This is a genomic window from Macrococcus equi (assembly GCF_047426745.1).
Classification (GTDB): Bacteria; Bacillota; Bacilli; order Staphylococcales; family Staphylococcaceae; genus Macrococcoides; species Macrococcoides equi.
Map to the genome: position 1 here is coordinate 954,185 of NZ_CP179732.1, position 18,742 is coordinate 972,926.

The window sequence follows — 18,742 nt, forward strand, 5'->3', positions numbered from 1 at the left end:
GGGGCATACATTTGTATGTCTCTTTTTTTATATTATAATAGTGATAATGAATATTCGGAGGAAATTGACATGAAGTGTATTGTTGGTTTAGGAAATATTGGAAAGAAGTATGAAGATACTCGACATAATGTAGGATTTATGGTGATAGATGCATTCTTAAAAAAACATAATATTGAATTAGACAAACAAAAATTTAAAGGTAATTACGCTATCGCTACGATAAAAGGTGAGAAAGTATTGCTTATTGAGCCGATGACTTATATGAATCTTTCAGGTGAAGCGGTGCGTCCCTTAATGGATTATTATAAAGTTGATATTGAAGATCTTGTCGTACTTTATGACGATTTAGATATGCCACAAGGTCGCATTCGTATACGCCAAAAAGGATCAGCCGGTGGTCAGAATGGTATGCGCTCAATTATTCAACATTTAGGGACGCAGGAATTTAAACGTATAAGATTAGGTATTGGGCGTCCTGAAGGGCGTAAACCTGTCGTAGACTATGTATTGCAGAAATTTAGTTCTGATGAAATGATAACGATGCAAAAGGTAATTGATCATACCATTGAAGCACTTGAAACTTTTATTGGTGGAGAGAAGTTTGAAAATGTTATGAATCAATATAACGGTGATGTATGAGACAAATTATAGATAAGATATTTAATGATGATGAGCGATTTGTAGAATTTAACAGTAGCTTAGGTAAAGATAATATATTGGTTACCGGACTGAATCAAAGTGCTAAATCGGTGATTATGGCTGAAAGTTATTTAAAACATAAAAAGCAAATGATCGTTATTACAAGCAATTTATTTCAGGCTGAAAAATTAGAAAATGATCTGGCGCAATTAATTGATGAAGATGAATTATTTAAGTTTCCAGTTCAAGACATTATGATTGAGGAATTCTCAACCAAAAGTCCTGATCTGATGCGCGAGCGTATACGTACATTAACCCATTTGGCAACAGGCCAACATGGGCTATTTCTAGTACCGATTAATGGATTGCAAAAACTACTGAGTAAAAAAGAGTTATTTACGGGGTACCATAGAGTGATTTCACTCGGTGAAGATATTGATATAATGGCGCTACAACAAGATTTAATCGATATGGGTTATCAAAAAAGTGAACGTGTCACAACGTTAGGAGAATTCTCTGTACGCGGCGGTTTAATAGATATCTATCCTATGATAGGAGAACCTGTACGTATTGAACTATTCGATACAGAAGTGGATGCAATTCGCTATTTTGATATTGATAGTCAGCGTTCCTTAAATAATATCAATTCAGTCGAGATTTCTACCGCGAGTGAGTTTATTTTTTCTAATGATGATATCAAATTGTTAGAGTCTAATTTGGCAGAAGCTTTTGAGGCGACGCGTCAAAAAATTGCAACGAATGTTCGCGATGATTTGCGCGATACATACCAGACATTTAAGATAAATATGGGGGAATTACTCAACCACAATATACTGCGTAGAGTAGTGAAATTTGCTTATAAAGAAGAGACGACAATAATTGATTACTTTAGTAAAGATGCCATTATCATTATCGATGAGTTGAATCGAGTAAATGAAGCGCTTGAATCAAGTATCAGAGAATCAAGTGAATTTCAGGAGTCACTCATTGAATCAGGCCGTGGCTTTATTGGTCAATCATTTATAAAAGAAGATAGTTTAGAGCAGTTAATGAATCAATATAGTATTGCTTATTTCACATTGTTTACAGCAAGTATGCCTGTAAAGATCAAGAATATATTTAAGTTTTCCTGCAAGCCACTACAGCAATTTTACGGTCAATATGATTTGATGTTTTCAGAGTTTGATCGCTTCAGAAAGAATGAGTTCAATGTTATTGTGCTGGCCAGTAATAGTACTCGGAAATCTAAGATTAAATCTATGCTTACAGATATGAACTTGCCGGTTACATTTGAAGTGAACGAGAGTAAGGGTGGCATTAATACCATCGTTGAAGGTGATTTATCAGAAGGCTTTGAATTACCTTTTATGAAGCTTGTTGTTGTAACAGAGCGTGAATTATTTAAATTACGCAAGGAAAAACCGAAACGTACTAAGAAGTTATCCAATGCAGAAAAGATAAAATCTTATCAGGAATTAAACGTTGGAGATTATATCGTTCATGTACACCATGGTGTAGGGCGATATATGGGTGTAGAAACTTTACTGGTCAACAAGATGCACAAGGATTATATTAAGATTCAGTACAAAGGTACGGATCAGCTGTTTGTGCCAGTGGATCAGATGAACTATGTACAGAAATTTGTCGGTTCAGAGGATAAGGAGCCGAAACTGAATAAACTTGGTGGAACTGAATGGAAGAAGACGAAAGCTCGTGTCCAGCAAAGTGTTGAAGATATCGCTGAAGAATTGCTTAAGCTATATCAGGAACGTGAACGTGTAGAAGGTCATCAGTTCGGACCGGATACTGAAGCTCAGGAAACTTTTGAAATGGACTTTCCATATGAACCAACAGTAGATCAAGTTCAAAGTTTAAATGAAATAAAACAGGATATGGAAAAGCGCAAACCAATGGATCGCTTGTTATGTGGTGATGTAGGTTACGGTAAAACAGAAGTAGCGGTAAGAGCTGCATTTAAAGCCGTGATGGATGGTAAGCAGGTGGCCTTTTTAGTGCCGACAACGATACTTGCTCAGCAACATTATGAAACGTTTATTGAACGTATGCAGGATTATCCTGTTGAGATTCAGATGATGAGTCGTTTTCGTTCAAAGAAACAAGTAGATGAAACAAAAAAAGGATTGAAGTCGGGCTTTGTAGACATTGTCATAGGGACTCATAAATTGCTCAGTAAGGATGTTATCTATAAAGATCTTGGTTTGCTTATTGTGGACGAAGAACAACGATTTGGGGTAACACATAAAGAAAAAATTAAAGCGCTAAAGACGAATGTTGATGTATTAACACTTACAGCGACACCGATTCCGAGAACATTACATATGAGTTTATTAGGTGTGCGTGATTTATCAGTCATTGAAACACCACCAGAAAATAGATTTCCGGTTCAAACGTATGTATTAGAATATCAGCATAATTTCATTAAAGAGGCCATGGAGAGAGAATTATCACGTAATGGTCAAGTGTTCTATTTATACAATCGAGTTGCGAGTATCTATCAGAAAGCAGAGCAATTAGAGATGATGATGCCGGATGCCCGTATAGCTGTAGCGCACGGACAATTATCAGAGCGAGAGCTTGAGGAGACGATGCTCGGATTTATAAATGGAGAATATGATATCTTAGTAACCACAACGATTATAGAAACGGGTGTTGATGTGCCTAATGCGAATACATTGATAATAGAAGATGCAGATCGATTCGGATTGAGTCAGCTATATCAATTACGTGGTCGTGTAGGTCGTAGTAATCGTATTAGCTATGCTTATTTTCTGCATGCACCTAATAAAGTGCTTACTGAAGTGGCAGAACAACGTTTGCAAGCTATCAAAGAATTCACGGAACTAGGTTCTGGATTTAAGATTGCGATGCGTGATTTAAATATTCGTGGGGCTGGTAATCTACTGGGCCGTCAGCAACACGGTTTCATAGATTCAGTGGGATATGATTTGTATTCTGAGATGCTGCAACAAGCAGTGAATGAAAAGCGTGGCATAAAACAAGTTGAAGAAGTCCCTCAATTAGAAATTGAAGTGGAAGTTGATGCATATATTCCTGCAGATTACATTCGTGAAGAACAAGCGAAAATCGAATTTTATAAAAAATTACGTAGTGTTACAACAGAAACAGAACTAATCGATATTCAGGATGAAATGACAGACAGATACGGTGAATATCCTGAAGCTGTCGATCATTTAATGAAAATCGTTGAAATTCGAGTAAATGCATTAGCGTTTGGCATAGAACATGTAAAAGATACTGGTAAGACAATCGTCTTAACGTCTAGTGTTGCAACAACTCAAAAGATCGATGGAGAACGTTTATTTAAAGCTACGGAAGATTTTGGTCGCGACTTAAAGATTGAATTTAAAGATAATAAAATGACATTTACGCTGAAGAAAAATGGGAACTGGTTAGTATCGCTCGTACAATTATCGCGTCAAATTCAAGAAGGAATAGTGATTGATGGAGAATAAAAGTCCGGCATTTAATAGTGTGATCGTATTAACGATAACGATGCTCTTGGTAAAAATATTAAGTGCAATCTACAGAGTACCTTATCAAAATGTCCTGGGGGATACAGGCTTATACGCATATCAGCAAGTTTATCCGATTATTGCGATTGTCTCGGTATTATCACTGAATGCAATCCCTTCTGTGATTAGTCAGGCCTATTATCAACAAACGTTTTTAAAGCAATTATATCAGCGCATTACACTTTTAAGTTTATGTATTTTACTTATGCTTATAATATTTAGTGAACAGCTTGCAAGATTAATGGGTGACGTCATGTTAAGTGAGATGATACGTATATCCAGCTTAGTACTGCTTCCATTTCCGACAGTGGCGATGATAAGAGGAAAATTGCAGTTGAATCATGAAATGAAACAAATAGCATATTCCCAAGTGATTGATCAGGTGCTCCGAGTGGGTACGATACTGATTGCTATTATATTGTTTGTTTGGCTCGACTTAAATGTTTATCAAAGTGGAGCGATAAGTATTTTAGGTTCATTCATAGGACTTTCTGGTGCTTATGGTTACCTAGTTCTGAACCATAAGAAAAAACAAGTTCATTACCCGGGAAATAACAAAGGCAATTATCGTAATTTTATCATGCTGATCATTTTTTATAGTCTCAGTTATTTAATTATGATTTTATGGCAACTTGTAGATAGCTTTACAGTCATTAATCAATTAAAAAGTTTGATGTCTTTAGCAGATGCACGTGAGCAAAAAGGGATATATGATCGAGGAGCTTCACTTATTCAAATGGGGTTAATCGTAACAACTTCATTTTCTTTAGTATTGATACCACTACTTTCAGAGTGTATTCAAAAAAATGAGAGCATCAAGATGAATAGCTATGCTAACAGTGCTTTGAAAATAACGGTTGTATTTAGTAGTGCTGCAGCGATAGGTTTAATGAACTTGATTAGACCTTTTAATATGTTTTTATTTAAATCCGTTGAAGGATTTGACGCACTCTTTATTTACATGCTGGCCATTATTTTCGTATCATTTATTATCATGTATACAGCGATGCTTCAAATTTTTGAAGATTATAAGATTCAACTTTTAGGGATAGGTCTAGGTATTTTAGTGAAGATAATATTAAATTTACTGCTGGTTTCTAATTGGGGGATTAAAGGGGCTTCGATTGCTTCAGTAACTGGTCTTTTAGTCTATACTGCAATATTACATAAAGGTATCGTCCGTAGATATGAAATTGCATTCCGCTCATTTTTATTGAAATGGAACGCAACACTTGGCGTGATGACTCTATTGATTCAATGTGTGTTGCTCATAGGATTTACTACGCGTACAGGTGCGTTATGTCTATCACTCTTAGGAGTGACTGTAGGTGTTTGTGTAGTCATTTGTGCTATGATTAAGTGGAAAATAATAACGCCTGATGAATGGGGTCATTTACCATTTGGTGGTGTCATGAATAAATTGATGAAAGAGTGATTGGATGAATAAAATAACAATAGTGGGCTTAGGAAATTATGGTTTAGATGAATTACCTTTTGGGATATATCGCTTCCTGAATAAAGCGGAAAAAGTATATGTAAGAACTTTAAGTCATCCGGTAGTTGAAGATTTAGAGGATATTGAGTGGATAAGCTTTGATGAAGTATATGAAGCGCATGATAGCTTCAGCAACGTGTATGAAGAGATTGTGAGGCGCTTAAAGAAGCTTTCACTCACTGAAGATGTCGTGTACGCAGTGCCAGGTCATCCAATGGTAGCTGAGTCAACAACTGAACTTTTGCTTGCTGATGATGAGCTGAACGTTGAAGTTTTAGGTGGAAAAAGTTTTATCGATGACTTGTTTCAAGCGGTTAAAGTGGATCCGAATAATGGATTTCAGTTACTTGATGGTACAGTGTTAAATACGCTGTCTATCAATCCAACGAATGCTTTAATTATTACACAAGTTTATGATCAATTGATTGCAAGTGATATTAAAGTTTCATTGCTTGAAATTTATCCACCTGAACATCAGGTGGCGATAGTAACAGGTGCACGTGGTGATAATGCTGAAGTGATTTGGCGACCATTATATGAAATGGATCATGATTTTGCGTTATCCAACTTAACATCATTATTTGTGCCTGCTCTTCTTGGTGAAGCGCTATCTGGTGAGTTCAATTATTTAGTCGAAGTGATGGATACATTAGTTGGTGAAAATGGTTGCCCATGGGATAAGGAGCAGACACATGAAAGTCTGAAACGTTATCTTATTGAAGAAGCGTATGAATTAATGGAAGCTATTGACGTTCTTGATATCGATAATATGATTGAGGAACTTGGTGATATTTTACTGCAAGTTGTATTCCATGCAAGTATTGCAAAGAAAGATTATATGTTTGATGCACGTGAAGTCGTTAAAAATATTACAGACAAAATGATTCGTCGTCACCCGCATGTATTTGGCGATGCGTCAATTTCAAGTATTGAAGAATTAGAGACTGTTTGGGAAGATGCCAAAACTAAAGAAGGTAAGATTGAAAGAGCAGTAAAACAGGAGAAAATCTTTGCAGATATCTTTATGAAGTTATATGATTTGGTTAATCATCATCAGATGACTACAGAGGATGCTCTGAAAAAAATAGTAGGTGAATTATAATGAGACTCGATAAATATTTAAAAGTATCACGTTTAATTAAACGTCGTACATTAGCAAAAGAAGTAAGTGATCAAGGTAGGGTAAAAATCAATGGGAACGTTGCGAAAGCATCCAGTACTGTAGCGATTGAAGATGAATTAGAAATTCGTTTAGGTCAACGAATTATTACTGTTGTTGTTACTGATTTGAAAGAACATGCGACGAAAGACAATGCGAAAGGTATGTTCGAAGTCAAGAAGGAAGAAAAGATTGAACAACCTTTTGAATAGAGGGGTTAGCTATGGCGAAAAAAGTACGTACAATTAATACGGAATATACAAGAGAACAACAAAAACAGCATCGTGTAAAAATAAAGAGTAATCGAATTGTGAGAAAGCGAATGATGGTATTTGGCGGTATCTTACTTGCAATTTTATTATTTTTAACAATGCTTCTACTGTTTCAAATGCATACAAATAAAGAGTTACAGCAGGAGCAGGCTAAGCAAACAGCAGAATTAGAGAAACTTAAAGATAAAGAAATTGCACTTAAAGAACGTCTGAAACAACTCAATAGTAAAGAATACATTGAAAAAATCGCAAGAAGTGAGTATTTCCTGAGTAACGATGGGGAAGTAATATTTAAAATTCCTGAAGAAGACAAGAAGAAAGACGGTAAGGAATAAGTCAGAGTTCACAGATAATTTGATTTATCAAGTTGTAAAATGAGGAAATCAAGCATATAATGATATATTATGAAGAATTATTTCAGGAGGATTTATTACACTTATGGCAATTGAAGTTGGAAGCAAGTTAAAAGGTAAAGTTACAGGCATTAAAAATTTTGGTGCATTCGTTGAATTACCTGAAGGAAAAAGTGGATTAGTTCATATCAGTGAAGTAGCAGACAGTTATGTTGAAAACATTGCAGAACATTTAAAAGTTGGCGACGAAGTAGAGGTTAAAGTATTAACAATCGGAGACGACGGTAAAATTAGCCTTTCAATTAAGAAAGCGAAAGAACGTCCAAGAAAACCAGCGGCACCAAAAGTTGAGAAAAAGCCTGAAGACTTTGAAAAGAAACTATCAAATTTCTTAAAAGACAGTGAAGATCGACTAACTTCAATTAAACGTCAAACAGAATCGCGTCGTGGCGGCAGAGGATCTAAGCGTTAATACGCGTTTGTTATTTACATCAAGAGCCTAGGGTCTGACCCTATGCTCTTCTTTTGTTAAGGGGATGATAATCAGTGGAAATAGTATGGGATACCTCCGACACTATTGCAATAGCGGTTTCTGGTGGTGTTGATAGTATGGTTCTTTTAGAACAGGTGAGAAGGTCACAACATTACAAAGAACTCTATGTCCTCCATGTTAATCATCAATTACGTGATGCATCCGCAGCTGAAGCGGATATGATTAATGCTTACTGTAGACAGCACCATATCAAACTCATCATACATACTATTCCGGTTGGTTACTTTGATCTTACAAGAAGTATTCAAAATGAAGCACGCGAAGTAAGGTATCGTTTTTTTGAATCTGTTATAGAGAAGTATGGTATACAATTTCTACTGACAGCACATCACAAAGATGATCAAGTTGAAACGATTCTGTTTAGATTAATGACAAATCGTTATAATTACCAGCCTATAGATATACAGCCTCTAGTGAGTTATAGAAATTATAAATTATGCCGTCCTTTATTAAATGTATCTAAAAAGGATTTAATGATTTATGCTGAGCAACACAATGTTCCTTTTATGACGGATGAGACGAATGATGAAAGTAAATATATAAGAAATTATATCCGTAACGATATTCTTCCGATACTTGATGACACGCTTGATAAATATAACTTATTGCATCTTGCAGATTATATGAAAGATGCAAATGTCTTAATTCACCAACAAGCTGAGCGTTTTGCTTCTGCTATAGCGCTTGGAGAGCTATCACGTCAAATGCTGACCAACGAAAATCGACTGGTCGTGGAAAATATTCTGGTGCGTCTTGTTCGGAAGCATACACACAGACGAGATGTGAGTCATCATTTAATAAACGAAATGATTAGAATTATACACAGTGAAGCGACACACGCAACATTTGAAGTCGCTCCGGGTTGGCATATTCAAATTGCTTATGATAAATTGATAGTACGAAATAAAAAAGAAAAAACTGACGAACCGCTAACAATTACTTCACCCGGGAAATATCATTTTAACGGGTATATAATTCAGGTTTTAAATATTTTTGAGCCTATTACCATTCGCACAAGACAAGATGGTGATAAAATTAAAATAAATGCGCATCATCAAAAAATATCACGTATTTTAAAGGATAAAAAAGTGCCTATATACGAGCGTAATGATATACCTGTTGTGTGTATCAATAATGAAATCATTGCCATCGGTAACTATAAGCATAATCAACACCCAATGAACAAAGAAATTATCATTACAAAGGAGAAATAAATCATGCATAACGATATTGAAAGCATTGTATTAACAAAAGAACAGATTGAAGCAGCATGTAAACGTCTGGGGGAAGAAATTACAGCAGATTATGAAGGAAAATTACCATTATGTATCGGTATTTTAAAAGGATCAATTTTATTTATGGCTGATTTAATCAGACATATTGATACACAAGTCGAAATCGAGTTTATGGATGTTTCATCTTACCACGGTGGAACAGAATCTACAGGTGAAGTAAAGATTTTAAAGGACTTAGATGTATCGGTTGAAGGACGCGACTTAATTATTATTGAAGATATTTTAGAAACGGGTACAACATTAAATGCTATCATTGATTTAATGAAATATCGTAAAGCAAATTCGATTGAAATTGTCACGTTGCTGGATAAGCCAATGCGCCGTAAAGTTGATATTGAAGCAAAATATGTAGGCGAAAAGATTCCTGATGACTTCGTTGTAGGTTACGGACTCGATTACCAGGAGAAATATCGTAATTTACCATACATTGGTCTGTTAAAAGAAGAAGTTTACTCTAAATAGTGAATTATAGTACTCAAAATAAAATAAAAACTGTAAAAAATGTGTAAGTTTAATTAGTAGATTGAACATCAAATAGTGTGTTAAAATCTTTGTTAGCTTTACATAATAGTAGGAGGAAAACGTGAATGCAAAAAGCCTTTCGTAGTATATTGATGGTAACGCTTATAGGTATCGTCTTATTCGGTGTGTTTTCGATGATCAATGGCACAGGTTCTATGCCAAAACAGATGACATACACGAAATTAATGTCACAGCTGGAAAAAGGTAAAGTAAAAGAAATGACTATCCAGCCGGGCCAAGATGTATATCTGGTTAAAGGGAAGTTAAAAGGTGCTGAACCGAATGAAACGTTCACATCTGTATTAATGTATAATAACCAGAAAGATTTAGATAAAATTACTAAAATTGCTGAAGAGCAAGATGGCGATTTAAAATTTGATATAAAACCAGCTGATAAAGAAAATGTATTTCTAGGAATGTTAAGTACATTAATTCCTTTATTATTATTAGCCTTTGTATTTATTTTCTTCCTATCTCAATCACAAGGCGGCGGTGGTGGCGGCCGTGTGATGAATTTTGGTAAGTCTAAAGCAAAACTTTACGATGATAAAAAGAAAAAAGTTCGCTTTAAGGATGTAGCCGGAGCAGATGAAGAGAAAGCTGAATTAGTTGAAATCGTTGATTTCTTAAAAGATAACCGTAAATTCGTTAAAATGGGTGCACGTATTCCAAAAGGGGTTTTATTAGTGGGTCCTCCAGGGACAGGTAAAACTTTGATTGCTCGTGCAGTAGCTGGAGAAGCAGGTGTTCCATTCTTCTCAATCAGTGGTTCAGACTTCGTAGAAATGTTCGTCGGTGTTGGTGCGAGCCGTGTGCGTGACCTATTCGAAAATGCTAAGAAAAATGCACCATGTATTATTTTTATCGATGAAATTGATGCTGTTGGACGTCAACGTGGTGCGGGTGTCGGCGGTGGACATGATGAACGTGAACAAACATTAAACCAATTACTTGTTGAGATGGATGGATTTGGTGAAAATGAAGGTATCATCATGATTGCTGCAACAAACAGACCGGATATTTTAGATCCTGCGTTACTTCGTCCAGGACGTTTTGACCGTCAGATTCAAGTAGGCGCACCGGATGTAAAAGGACGTGAAGCGGTACTTAGAGTACATGCACGTAATAAACCGCTTGATGAGACAGTTGACTTAAAAGCGTTAAGCCAACGTACACCTGGTTTCAGTGGTGCAGACTTAGAAAACTTATTAAATGAAGCGGCACTTGTTGCTGCACGTCAAGGTAAGACTAAAATCGATATGCGTGATATTGATGAAGCGACAGACCGTGTTATTGCAGGGCCAGCTAAGAAATCACGTGTAATTTCAGAAAAAGAAAGAAATATCGTTGCATGGCATGAAGCAGGGCATACAATCATCGGCTGTGTGTTAGATGAAGCTGAAATGGTTCATAAAGTGACAATCGTACCACGTGGTCAAGCAGGTGGTTATGCGATGATGTTACCGAAACAAGATCGTTATTTCATGACGAAGCCAGAATTACTGGATAAGATTGTTGGATTGTTAGGTGGACGCGTGGCCGAAGAAATTACATTTGGTGAAGTGTCGACAGGTGCGCATAACGACTTCCAGCGTGCAACAGGTATTGCACGTAAGATGGTTACCGAATATGGTATGAGTGATAAGTTAGGACCTTTACAATTCGGTCAGGCTCAAGGTGAAGTATTCTTAGGCCGCGACATGGGTCATGAACCAAATTATTCAGACCAGATTGCATATGAAATCGACTTAGAAGTTCAACGTATTATTAAAGAAAGTTATGCAAGATGTAAAGAAATCCTTCTTCAACATCAAGATAAGCTAGATTTAATTGCGAAAACTTTATTAACTGAAGAAACATTAGTCGCTAACCAAATCAATGAATTATTTACTAAAGGTACATTACCTGAAGTAAGTTATGATGATTCTCATCTCTACCACATGAAAGAAAAAGAAGTAGTTGTAGATAAATCAGATGATTCACGAGTGGTAGTAAAAAATGTTGATGATTCTGAAGACGCAGGCTCTTCTTATGAAGAAGTAAAAGAGCAATTGAAAAATCCAGATGCTCCTATTGAAGAATCAAAAAATGAACCAGAACCGAATGTTGATAAATTAGACAAAGATAAGTTTTAATTAAAAATGAGGCTGGAAGAGAAGCGTTGCTTTGATTCCGCCTCTTTTTAAAAGGAGAAAATAAAATGACAAAAGATTATTTAGTAAGAGCGCTAGCTTTTAATGATGAAGTACGTGCATTTAGTGTGAGAACAACAAATTTAGTAGAAACTGCACGTGAGAAGCACGACACTTGGCGTGTCGGGACTGCGGCGCTTGGGCGTACTTTAACAGTAGGTTCAATGATGGGTGCAATGCTTAAAAATGAAGAGAAGTTAACGATAACTGTTAATGGTGGAGGTCCTTTAGGTCAAATCGTAGTCGATGCAAATGCTAAAGGTGAGGTGCGTGGCTACGTACAAAATCCACATGTACAGGTAGAATCTATTCGTCCAGGTAAGATGGATGTAGGTGAAGCGGTTGGACGTAGTGGATACATCAATGTGGTTAAAGACATTGGAATGCGTGATTACTTTACCGGTTCTACTGAAATTCATAATGGTGAGATTGCTGAAGACTTTGCATATTATTTTGCAACGAGTGAACAAGTCCCTGCAGCTGTTGGTTTAGGTGTATTATGTACGCCTGAAGAACTCACACAAGCAGCAGGTGGATTTATTATTCAGTTATTGCCTTTTGCGAGTGAGGAAACGATCTCATTCCTTGAAGAACGTATTAATCAAATGGAGCCGATTTCTAATTTAATCAACAAAGGATTATCTCCAGAACAAATCTTAGAGGAAATTTTAGGTGAAGATAATATTCGAATTATAGATACAATGCCGATAGAATTTAAATGTAATTGTGGTAAAGAGAAATTCTTAACAGCAATTAAAGGTCTAGGTGAAGCGGAAATAGAATCTATGATCGAAGAAGACGGGGGAGCAGAAGTAGAATGTCACTTCTGTAGAACGAAATATCAATTTACACCTGAAGAGCTACGCAGCATTATTGCATAATCGGATTATTTTGTTTTAAGGTTTAATTTTGTTATACTTATTCCGATAAAAGAAGTAAGAATAATTTTACATTTTGGAGGAATATGATATGTCATTAAGAGTCGAACGCGTTACAGATTTAATTGGTAACACACCATTAGTGAAATTAAATAATGTTGTACCTGAAGGTGCAGCAGATGTTTATGTTAAATTAGAATATCAAAATCCAGGGAGTTCAGTAAAAGATAGAATTGCTTTAGCAATGATTGAGAGTGCTGAAAAAGAAGGCATCATTAAACCTGGTGATACAATAGTTGAACCAACTTCAGGTAATACAGGGATTGGTTTAGCAATGGTTGCTGCAGCAAAAGGTTATAAAGCGACATTAGTTATGCCCGATACAATGAGTCAGGAACGTCGTACTTTACTAAAGGCATACGGAGCAACCTTAGTATTAACGCCTGGAGCAGAAGGTATGAAAGGTGCGATTGCTAAAGCTAATGAATTGAAAGAAGAGCATGGTTACTTTATGCCTCAGCAGTTTGAAAATATGTCAAATCCAGAAGTGCATAAACTAACGACTGGCCCTGAAATTGTAAAAGCTATGGAAGGTTTATCAATAGATGCATTTATTTCAGGTGTTGGTACTGGTGGTACACTTTCAGGTGCTGGTGAAGTATTAAAATCTCACAATCCAAATATTGAAATTGTTGCAGTTGAACCGACAGACTCACCTGTTTTAAGTGGTGGGCAACCTGGTCCGCATAAGATTCAGGGGATTGGCGCAGGATTTGTACCTAAGACATTAAATACAGACATCTTTACAGAAATCAATCAAGTGACTAATGATGAAGCGATGGAGACAAGTCGTTTAGTTGCACGTGAAGAAGGTATCTTAGCAGGTATCTCATCTGGTGCAGCGATTAAAGCAGCGATTGATAAAGCGGTTCAATTAGGACAAGGCAAGAATGTGGTTGCGATTATCCCGAGTAACGGTGAACGCTACTTATCAACACCTTTATTTGCTAACTTAGCAGAATAATAAATAGTGTTATAGACTGGGACAAAAGTCTCAGTCTTATTTTTATTTAATAAATTTTGCTATAATAAGATGAATAATACGTGGGGGTAAGTCTATATGAAAAGAACATTAGTTATGGGAATATTGAATGTCACGCCTGATTCATTCTCAGATGGTGGCAAATATAATAGTGTTGATGCGGCAGTGAAAAGAGTTCACGAAATGATGCAGGAAGGTGTCGATATTATTGATATCGGTGGATATTCTACACGCCCGGGATATAGTGAAATAACTGTTGAAGAAGAAATTAATCGTGTGATTCCAGTGCTTGATGCTATTCGTGAGGTAAAGTCTTTAATTTCAGTGGATACGTTTAGAAGTGAAGTGGCTGAAGCAGCGTTACAGCATGGAGCACATATTATTAACGACCAATGGGCAGGTAAATTTGACCCTGAAATTTTTAATGTTGTAAAGAAATATGATGCTGAAATCATCTTAATGCATAATGCGAAAGAGGAAGTCAATGGAGATGTGATGGAGCATATGATCACAGATTTAGGTACTCAAGCAGAGCTTGCGCAAAAGGCAGGGATATCACGTGATAAAATCTGGCTTGATCCGGGTATAGGCTTTGCGAAGTCTCGTGACCAGGAAGTTGAAGTAATGCAACGTCTTGATGAATTAGTAGCGTTGAACTATCGCGTGTTACTGGCAACAAGTCGAAAACGTATGGTTAAAGAATTATTAGGTGGAGAAACGTTACCTACTGAACGTGATGAGGGGACGCTTGCTACAACCGCAATAGGTATTAACTTTGGTGTTGATGCTGTCCGAGTGCATAATGTTCTCATGAATGCACGTTTCATACGAGTAATGGACCAGTTAAAGGGAGAGGCTAATGGATAAAATATTTTTAAACGGTATGCAGTTTTATGCATATCATGGTGTCTTTGAAGCTGAGAATGAAATTGGTCAGATATTTGTAGTGGATACTGAGTTAGATTTTGATTTAAAGCAAGCTGGAGAAACTGATGAGCTGGAACATACAGTGAATTATGGACTGGTTTATGAGGATATTAAAGCAGAGATGGCCGTTCAGTCGAAATTATTAGAACATGTCGCTGAACGTATTGCAAAAACACTCTTCAGTCACTATAATCAGATAATGGCCGTAAAAGTTAAGATAACAAAAATGAATCCGCCCATACCAGGTGTATATGATGGAGTTGGGATAGAGATTTTTAGATCGAGGTAATAATGACGACTGTATATATAAGTTTTGGAAGTAACATGGGAGATAGAGAACAGCAAATCAGTGATGCTTTGAATTTACTAGATAATGTTCGTGACACATCCGTTAAGTGCGTATCGTCATTGTATGAAACAGCACCTGTTGGAGGTGTCGAGCAGGATGATTTCCTAAACGGTATAGCCGAAATCACTACACAACTGTCACCACTTGAATTGTTGGATGAAATACAGGCGATTGAACTGAAACTTAATCGTGTACGCAAAATTCATTGGGGACCAAGAACGATAGATTTAGATATAGTATTGTTTGGTGCTGAGGTTATTGATAGCGAGCGTTTAAAGATTCCGCATCCATTTATGCATGAGCGTAGTTTCGTTTTAATACCGTTAAATGAGGTTGCACCGAATGCAGTGCATCCTACTATGAATAAAAAAATAAGTGAATTAGTAACTATGGACCCGGATGTAAGAATTTATAAGTGAGGGTAAAGATATGTGGAAAATTGGAGATATTGAGATAAACAATAAAGTTGTACTCGCGCCAATGGCAGGTGTATGTAATGCGGCTTTTAGATTAACTGTTAAAGAATTTGGTGCAGGATTAGTATGTGCTGAAATGGTAAGTGATAAGGCGATTCTATTTAATAATGAGAAGACGATGAAAATGTTGTATATCGATGAGAATGAAAGACCTTTAAGCTTACAAATTTTTGGTGGAGAGAAAGAGACGTTAGTTGAAGCGGCGAAATATGTGGATCAAAATACGACTGCTGATATTATCGATATTAATATGGGATGTCCTGTTTCAAAAATAATTAAGTGTGAAGCGGGCGCTAAGTGGTTGCTTAACCCTGAGAAAGTATATGAAATGGTATCAGCAGTAGTTGAAGCGGTTGAAAAACCGGTAACTGTGAAGATGCGCATTGGTTGGGATGATGAGCATATCTTTGCAGTGGAAAATGCTAAAATGATTGAGCGTGCTGGAGCATCAGCAATTGCTGTGCATGGAAGAACACGAGTACAGATGTATGAAGGGCATGCGGATTGGGATGTAATACGTCAAGTTAAAGAAGCGGTAAGTATTCCTGTTATCGGAAATGGTGACGTCACAAGTCCGGAACTTGCAAAGAAAATGCTGGATGAAACAGGTGTTGACGCTGTAATGATAGGTAGAGAAGCATTAGGTAACCCGTGGATGATCTACCGTACAGTGCATTATCTTGAAACTGGTGAACTTATGCCTGAACCACATATTTCAGAGAAGATGAAAGTTGCTACGTTACATTTAGATCGTTTAATCGCATTAAAAGGCGAAAAAGTCGCTGTTATGGAAATGCGTAAACATGCCTCGTGGTATTTAAAAGGTATTCGAGGTAATGGTAAAGCCCGCAAATTAATCAACCAAGCTGAGACACGTGACGAATTAGTTGATATACTTAAATCATTCGAAGAATATGTAATTGAATCTGAGAAAGACCAAGAATCAAAAATCGCAGAAGGAGTGTAATTAAATGACAGAAGAATTAAACGACCAAATGTTGGTGCGTCGCCAAAAAATGCAAGATTTATTAGACCAGGGGATAGATCCATTCGGTCAAAAATTTGAAAGAACAGCAACTTCAGCATCATTAAAAACTGAATGGGATGGTTTTTCTAAAGAAGAGTTGCATGATAAAGAGGACGAATCACAAGTATCTTTTGCGGGACGTATTATGACGAAACGTGGAAAAGGTAAAGCCGGATTTGCGCATGTTAAAGATTTAGACGGACAAATTCAAATTTATGTACGTAAAGATGCAGTTGGTGACGAACAATTTGAATTATGGAATAATGCAGATTTAGGCGATATCGTAGGTATTGAAGGTGTAATGTTTAAAACGAATACAGGAGAACTATCTGTTAAGGCTAAGTCGTTTACACTGTTATCAAAAGCGCTTCGCCCGTTACCGGATAAATTCCATGGTTTACAAGATGTCGAGCAACGTTACCGCCAACGTTACTTAGATTTAATTACGAGCGAGGAATCTACGCAAGTATTCATCACACGTAGTAAGATTATCCAGGAAATGCGTAGCTATTTAAATGCAAAAGGTTTCTTAGAAGTAGAAACACCAATGATGCATACAATTGCTGGTGGTGCAGCTGCACGTCCATTCGTTACACATCACAATGCTTTAGATATGGAATTATATATGCGTATCGCGATTGAATTGCATTTGAAACGTTTGATTGTTGGTGGATTAGAGAAAGTGTATGAAATCGGTCGTGTATTCCGTAATGAAGGTATTTCAACAAGACATAATCCTGAGTTTACGATGATTGAATTATACGAGGCATACGCGGACTATAAAGACATCATGGATTTAACCGAAGAAATGGTAGCGCATATCGCAGAGAAAGTTACAGGTTCTACAACTGTAGAGTATGCTGGAGAAGCAATTGAACTTGCACCAAAGTGGAGAAGATGGCATATGGTAGATGCGATTAAAGAATTCACAGGTGTTGATTTCTATGAAGTAAAATCTGATGAAGAAGCACACGCGCTTGCAAAAGAGCATGGTGTAGAAGTAAAACCAAACATGAAGTATGGACATGTATTAAATGAATTCTTTGAACAAAAAGTAGAAGAACATTTAGTACAACCGACATTTATTTACGGACATCCGGTTGAAGTTTCACCATTAGCGAAACAAAATCCGGAAGATCCACGTTTCACAGATCGTTTTGAGCTATTTATTGTACGCCGTGAACATGCTAATGCATTCACTGAGTTAAATGATCCAATCGATCAAAAACAACGTTTCTTAGCTCAAATGGAAGAAAAAGCAGCTGGAAATGATGAAGCACATGAAATGGATGAAGATTATATTGAAGCATTAGAATATGGTATGCCGCCTACAGGTGGTCTTGGAATAGGTATTGACCGTTTGGTAATGCTATTAACAAATAGTGCGTCTATTCGCGATGTATTATTATTCCCATATATGAGACATAAATAAGTCGAGATGCTCAACACGTTAAACCCTTGATATAACAGGGGTTTAACGTGTTTTTTTAATGCGGATAATTATCAGAATATACTTACTTCAAAAAAATCAAAAAAAGTTATAAAAAAGCGTTGACTTTAATCATTGAATTGCGTATTATTAAAAAGTCGCTTGTGACGAGTGACATATTAAGAAAGTTAATCAATTGTAAAGTTCATGAACACAGTGTAAAATTTACTATTGAAAAAATCTTCGAAGCTGTTATACTTATATAAGTATTGAAAATTTGTCTGGTGACGATGGCAGAGAGGTCACACCTGTTCCCATACCGAACACAGAAGTTAAGCTCTCTAGCGCCGATGGTAGTTGGTCTTACGATCCGCGAGAGTAGGACGTTGCCGGGCAATATATACCCAGGAGGATTAGCTCAGCTGGGAGAGCATCTGCCTTACAAGCAGAGGGTCGGCGGTTCGAGCCCGTCATCCTCCACCATTTAATTATTATTATGCCGGAATAGCTCAACTGGTAGAGCAACTGACTTGTAATCAGTAGGTTGAGGGTTCAAGTCCTTTTTCCGGCACCATTTCCA

Annotated in this window: 17 protein-coding genes, 2 tRNA genes and 1 rRNA gene; all 20 read left to right on the top strand. The window is 36.7% G+C overall.

Features of this window, described 5'->3' with window-relative positions; genetic code table 11:
• The first annotated feature begins 69 nt into the window (after positions 1–69).
• Positions 70–639, top strand: a complete 570-nt coding sequence (pth, locus tag ACMGE6_RS05070) for an aminoacyl-tRNA hydrolase (RefSeq protein WP_414054680.1) — start codon at positions 70–72, stop codon at positions 637–639.
• Positions 636–4,133, top strand: coding sequence for a transcription-repair coupling factor (gene mfd / locus ACMGE6_RS05075; protein WP_414054681.1), 3,498 nt, complete (start codon positions 636–638; stop codon positions 4,131–4,133). The genes pth and mfd overlap by 4 nt, the downstream gene beginning before the upstream one ends.
• A complete protein-coding gene (locus tag ACMGE6_RS05080; protein ID WP_414054682.1) occupies positions 4,123–5,628 on the top strand; it encodes a polysaccharide biosynthesis protein in 1,506 nt (501 codons plus the stop codon). The genes mfd and ACMGE6_RS05080 overlap by 11 nt, the downstream gene beginning before the upstream one ends.
• 4 nt (positions 5,629–5,632) lie before the next feature.
• Positions 5,633–6,790, top strand: a complete 1,158-nt coding sequence (locus ACMGE6_RS05085) for a MazG family protein (protein ID WP_414054683.1) — start codon at positions 5,633–5,635, stop codon at positions 6,788–6,790.
• Positions 6,790–7,059 carry an RNA-binding S4 domain-containing protein gene (locus tag ACMGE6_RS05090; protein ID WP_414045458.1) on the top strand — a complete coding sequence of 90 codons (270 nt, stop codon included), beginning with the start codon at positions 6,790–6,792 and terminating at the stop codon, positions 7,057–7,059. The genes ACMGE6_RS05085 and ACMGE6_RS05090 overlap by 1 nt, the downstream gene beginning before the upstream one ends.
• A gap of 11 nt (positions 7,060–7,070) precedes the next feature.
• Positions 7,071–7,454, top strand: coding sequence for an FtsB family cell division protein (locus tag ACMGE6_RS05095; protein ID WP_414054684.1), 384 nt, complete (start codon positions 7,071–7,073; stop codon positions 7,452–7,454).
• Positions 7,455–7,557: 103 nt separating this feature from the next.
• Entirely contained in the window at positions 7,558–7,944 is a 387-nt protein-coding gene (locus tag ACMGE6_RS05100) for a S1 domain-containing RNA-binding protein (protein WP_414045460.1), read from the top strand.
• A 74-nt stretch (positions 7,945–8,018) separates the two neighbouring features.
• Positions 8,019–9,239: a tRNA lysidine(34) synthetase TilS gene (gene tilS / locus ACMGE6_RS05105; protein WP_414054685.1), complete on the top strand. Its 1,221-nt coding sequence runs from the start codon at positions 8,019–8,021 to the stop codon at positions 9,237–9,239.
• A 3-nt stretch (positions 9,240–9,242) separates the two neighbouring features.
• Positions 9,243–9,782: a hypoxanthine phosphoribosyltransferase gene (hpt, locus tag ACMGE6_RS05110; protein ID WP_414045462.1), complete on the top strand. Its 540-nt coding sequence runs from the start codon at positions 9,243–9,245 to the stop codon at positions 9,780–9,782.
• Positions 9,783–9,907: 125 nt separating this feature from the next.
• Positions 9,908–11,977, top strand: a complete 2,070-nt coding sequence (ftsH, locus tag ACMGE6_RS05115; RefSeq protein ID WP_414054686.1) for an ATP-dependent zinc metalloprotease FtsH — start codon at positions 9,908–9,910, stop codon at positions 11,975–11,977.
• A 65-nt stretch (positions 11,978–12,042) separates the two neighbouring features.
• Positions 12,043–12,915: an Hsp33 family molecular chaperone HslO gene (gene hslO, locus ACMGE6_RS05120; protein WP_414054687.1), complete on the top strand. Its 873-nt coding sequence runs from the start codon at positions 12,043–12,045 to the stop codon at positions 12,913–12,915.
• An 88-nt stretch (positions 12,916–13,003) separates the two neighbouring features.
• On the top strand, positions 13,004–13,936 hold the full coding sequence (cysK, locus tag ACMGE6_RS05125) for a cysteine synthase A (protein ID WP_414054688.1): 933 nt from the start codon (positions 13,004–13,006) through the stop codon (positions 13,934–13,936).
• Positions 13,937–14,032: 96 nt separating this feature from the next.
• Positions 14,033–14,821 (top strand): dihydropteroate synthase, encoded by a 789-nt coding sequence (gene folP, locus ACMGE6_RS05130; protein ID WP_414054689.1) that lies wholly within the window; start codon positions 14,033–14,035, stop codon positions 14,819–14,821.
• Positions 14,814–15,170, top strand: a complete 357-nt coding sequence (folB, locus tag ACMGE6_RS05135; RefSeq protein ID WP_414054690.1) for a dihydroneopterin aldolase — start codon at positions 14,814–14,816, stop codon at positions 15,168–15,170. The genes folP and folB overlap by 8 nt, the downstream gene beginning before the upstream one ends.
• A gap of 2 nt (positions 15,171–15,172) precedes the next feature.
• A complete protein-coding gene (gene folK, locus ACMGE6_RS05140; protein ID WP_414054691.1) occupies positions 15,173–15,649 on the top strand; it encodes a 2-amino-4-hydroxy-6-hydroxymethyldihydropteridine diphosphokinase in 477 nt (158 codons plus the stop codon).
• Positions 15,650–15,659: 10 nt separating this feature from the next.
• The gene (gene dusB, locus ACMGE6_RS05145) at positions 15,660–16,673 is read left to right on the top strand and encodes a tRNA dihydrouridine synthase DusB (protein WP_414045469.1); all 1,014 of its coding nucleotides are present in this window, start codon (positions 15,660–15,662) and stop codon (positions 16,671–16,673) included.
• A gap of 4 nt (positions 16,674–16,677) precedes the next feature.
• Complete coding sequence (lysS, locus tag ACMGE6_RS05150) at positions 16,678–18,165, top strand: lysine--tRNA ligase (RefSeq protein WP_414054692.1); 1,488 nt, start codon at positions 16,678–16,680, stop codon at positions 18,163–18,165.
• Between the two features lie 277 nt (positions 18,166–18,442).
• Positions 18,443–18,557: ribosomal RNA gene (gene rrf, locus ACMGE6_RS05155) — 5S ribosomal RNA — on the top strand.
• A gap of 12 nt (positions 18,558–18,569) precedes the next feature.
• Positions 18,570–18,645 (top strand) — tRNA-Val (locus tag ACMGE6_RS05160).
• Between the two features lie 15 nt (positions 18,646–18,660).
• Positions 18,661–18,736: transfer RNA gene (locus ACMGE6_RS05165), tRNA-Thr, on the top strand.
• Positions 18,737–18,742 lie beyond the last annotated feature (6 nt).

What these genes read in the sequence shown, in the direction of transcription:
- ACMGE6_RS05080 (WP_414054682.1), top strand. Translation starts at nt 4,123, where the DNA reads ATGGAGAATAAAAGTCCGGCATTTAATAGTGTGATCGTATTAACGATA.
- folB (WP_414054690.1), top strand. Translation starts at nt 14,814, where the DNA reads ATGGATAAAATATTTTTAAACGGTATGCAGTTTTATGCATATCATGGT.
- folP (WP_414054689.1), top strand. Translation starts at nt 14,033, where the DNA reads ATGAAAAGAACATTAGTTATGGGAATATTGAATGTCACGCCTGATTCA.
- cysK (WP_414054688.1), top strand. Translation starts at nt 13,004, where the DNA reads ATGTCATTAAGAGTCGAACGCGTTACAGATTTAATTGGTAACACACCA.
- folK (WP_414054691.1), top strand. Translation starts at nt 15,173, where the DNA reads ATGACGACTGTATATATAAGTTTTGGAAGTAACATGGGAGATAGAGAA.
- hslO (WP_414054687.1), top strand. Translation starts at nt 12,043, where the DNA reads ATGACAAAAGATTATTTAGTAAGAGCGCTAGCTTTTAATGATGAAGTA.
- ACMGE6_RS05085 (WP_414054683.1), top strand. Translation starts at nt 5,633, where the DNA reads ATGAATAAAATAACAATAGTGGGCTTAGGAAATTATGGTTTAGATGAA.
- mfd (WP_414054681.1), top strand. Translation starts at nt 636, where the DNA reads ATGAGACAAATTATAGATAAGATATTTAATGATGATGAGCGATTTGTA.
- lysS (WP_414054692.1), top strand. Translation starts at nt 16,678, where the DNA reads ATGACAGAAGAATTAAACGACCAAATGTTGGTGCGTCGCCAAAAAATG.
- ftsH (WP_414054686.1), top strand. Translation starts at nt 9,908, where the DNA reads ATGCAAAAAGCCTTTCGTAGTATATTGATGGTAACGCTTATAGGTATC.
- ACMGE6_RS05090 (WP_414045458.1), top strand. Translation starts at nt 6,790, where the DNA reads ATGAGACTCGATAAATATTTAAAAGTATCACGTTTAATTAAACGTCGT.
- pth (WP_414054680.1), top strand. Translation starts at nt 70, where the DNA reads ATGAAGTGTATTGTTGGTTTAGGAAATATTGGAAAGAAGTATGAAGAT.
- ACMGE6_RS05100 (WP_414045460.1), top strand. Translation starts at nt 7,558, where the DNA reads ATGGCAATTGAAGTTGGAAGCAAGTTAAAAGGTAAAGTTACAGGCATT.
- ACMGE6_RS05095 (WP_414054684.1), top strand. Translation starts at nt 7,071, where the DNA reads ATGGCGAAAAAAGTACGTACAATTAATACGGAATATACAAGAGAACAA.
- hpt (WP_414045462.1), top strand. Translation starts at nt 9,243, where the DNA reads ATGCATAACGATATTGAAAGCATTGTATTAACAAAAGAACAGATTGAA.
- dusB (WP_414045469.1), top strand. Translation starts at nt 15,660, where the DNA reads ATGTGGAAAATTGGAGATATTGAGATAAACAATAAAGTTGTACTCGCG.